Here is a 1,133-nt window from a genome sequence, read left to right on the forward strand (position 1 = left end):
ACCGTAGCCCTTCGGTACGCAGTTGCTGATGCAAAATGTAGGCCGCCGCGTGCAGCAACAAGCGCATGCAATTGGCGAGAAAGCTGGTGCAGGAAGTACGGTCGGCGGCGAGGTCATCCTTGAGATGTTTGATGTAATTTTCGGCCTGACCGCGCGCGCAATAAATATCTTCGTACAACATGCCGGCATCGAGTCCTGGCAGCGAGGTCACGATGAAGCGGGTGTTCTCGCCAAGCGCCATGACCTCGGCCTTGAGCAGCACGCGCCAGGCCCTCGGCCACGAGCGCGCCTTGTAAGTAAATTCATCGAACAGACGCACCGCGTTTGGCGCCACGTCTTGCGATTGCGCAGCCACCCACCGGTCAATGGCGCGAACTCTGGTCGGCTCGGCCATCGCAAGGAGCTTGGTGTTGCAGGCGAAACCGAAAATGAAGTCCATGTTCGACATCCCATCGATCAAGCCCATTAATTCAGGGCCACTGAAGTGTCCGTCGCCACGTACGAGAATATGCGTATCGGGGAAGTGCTGACGAATCCGCTTCAAAACGCGCCGCATGATCATCGCGTTCTCTTCGCCAAATGGTCGCCTTCCGGGGCGCAGCACCGCCGCGATCAAGCCGCCCGACTGGCCGTCGAAGATCATCAGTGGCAAGTAGCAGGTCGAACCATAATGGTGGTTATAGAACGCCAGCGGCTGCTGGCCGTAACACGCATCCTCGGAATGATCCAGGTCGAGAATCAAGCTCTTTGGCGGACCGGCGAAGCCGGCAATGAACTGTTCGACCAGAGCCTCGCTGACGCGATAAATATCCTGGCGACTTGCTGCGTGTTCAAAGCGCGAGATCGTAGCTCCCGATGCCAGCGCGGCGGCGGCGTCAAACGGCAAACGGGCCGCACCAAGTTTGAACATCGGATCGTGGCGCAGACTGTTCGCGTCGTTGCCGTCCTCATAGCCGCAGCCGATTTGGTAGATACGCTGCGTCAGAAGATCATGATACGAATGGCTGACGTAACTCTGATGGCGACGGTCCGGCAAAGCCGCCGCGAGGCGCCTGGTCAGACCGATCTGAAGGTCGACACCGCGCAGCAGCACCGGCCCGAGATCAGACGACAAACCGCCACCGGCAAAATCG

1 protein-coding gene is annotated in these 1,133 nt (G+C 59.0%); it reads right to left on the reverse strand.

The features are described 5' to 3' along the window. The coding region (locus tag F2P45_RS34245; RefSeq protein WP_166882663.1) for an IS1380 family transposase at positions 1-1,133 on the reverse strand (1,133 nt) is incomplete at both ends.

The organism is Massilia mucilaginosa (assembly GCF_011682145.1).
In the GTDB taxonomy this organism is placed as follows: domain Bacteria; phylum Pseudomonadota; class Gammaproteobacteria; order Burkholderiales; family Burkholderiaceae_D; genus Telluria_A; species Telluria_A mucilaginosa.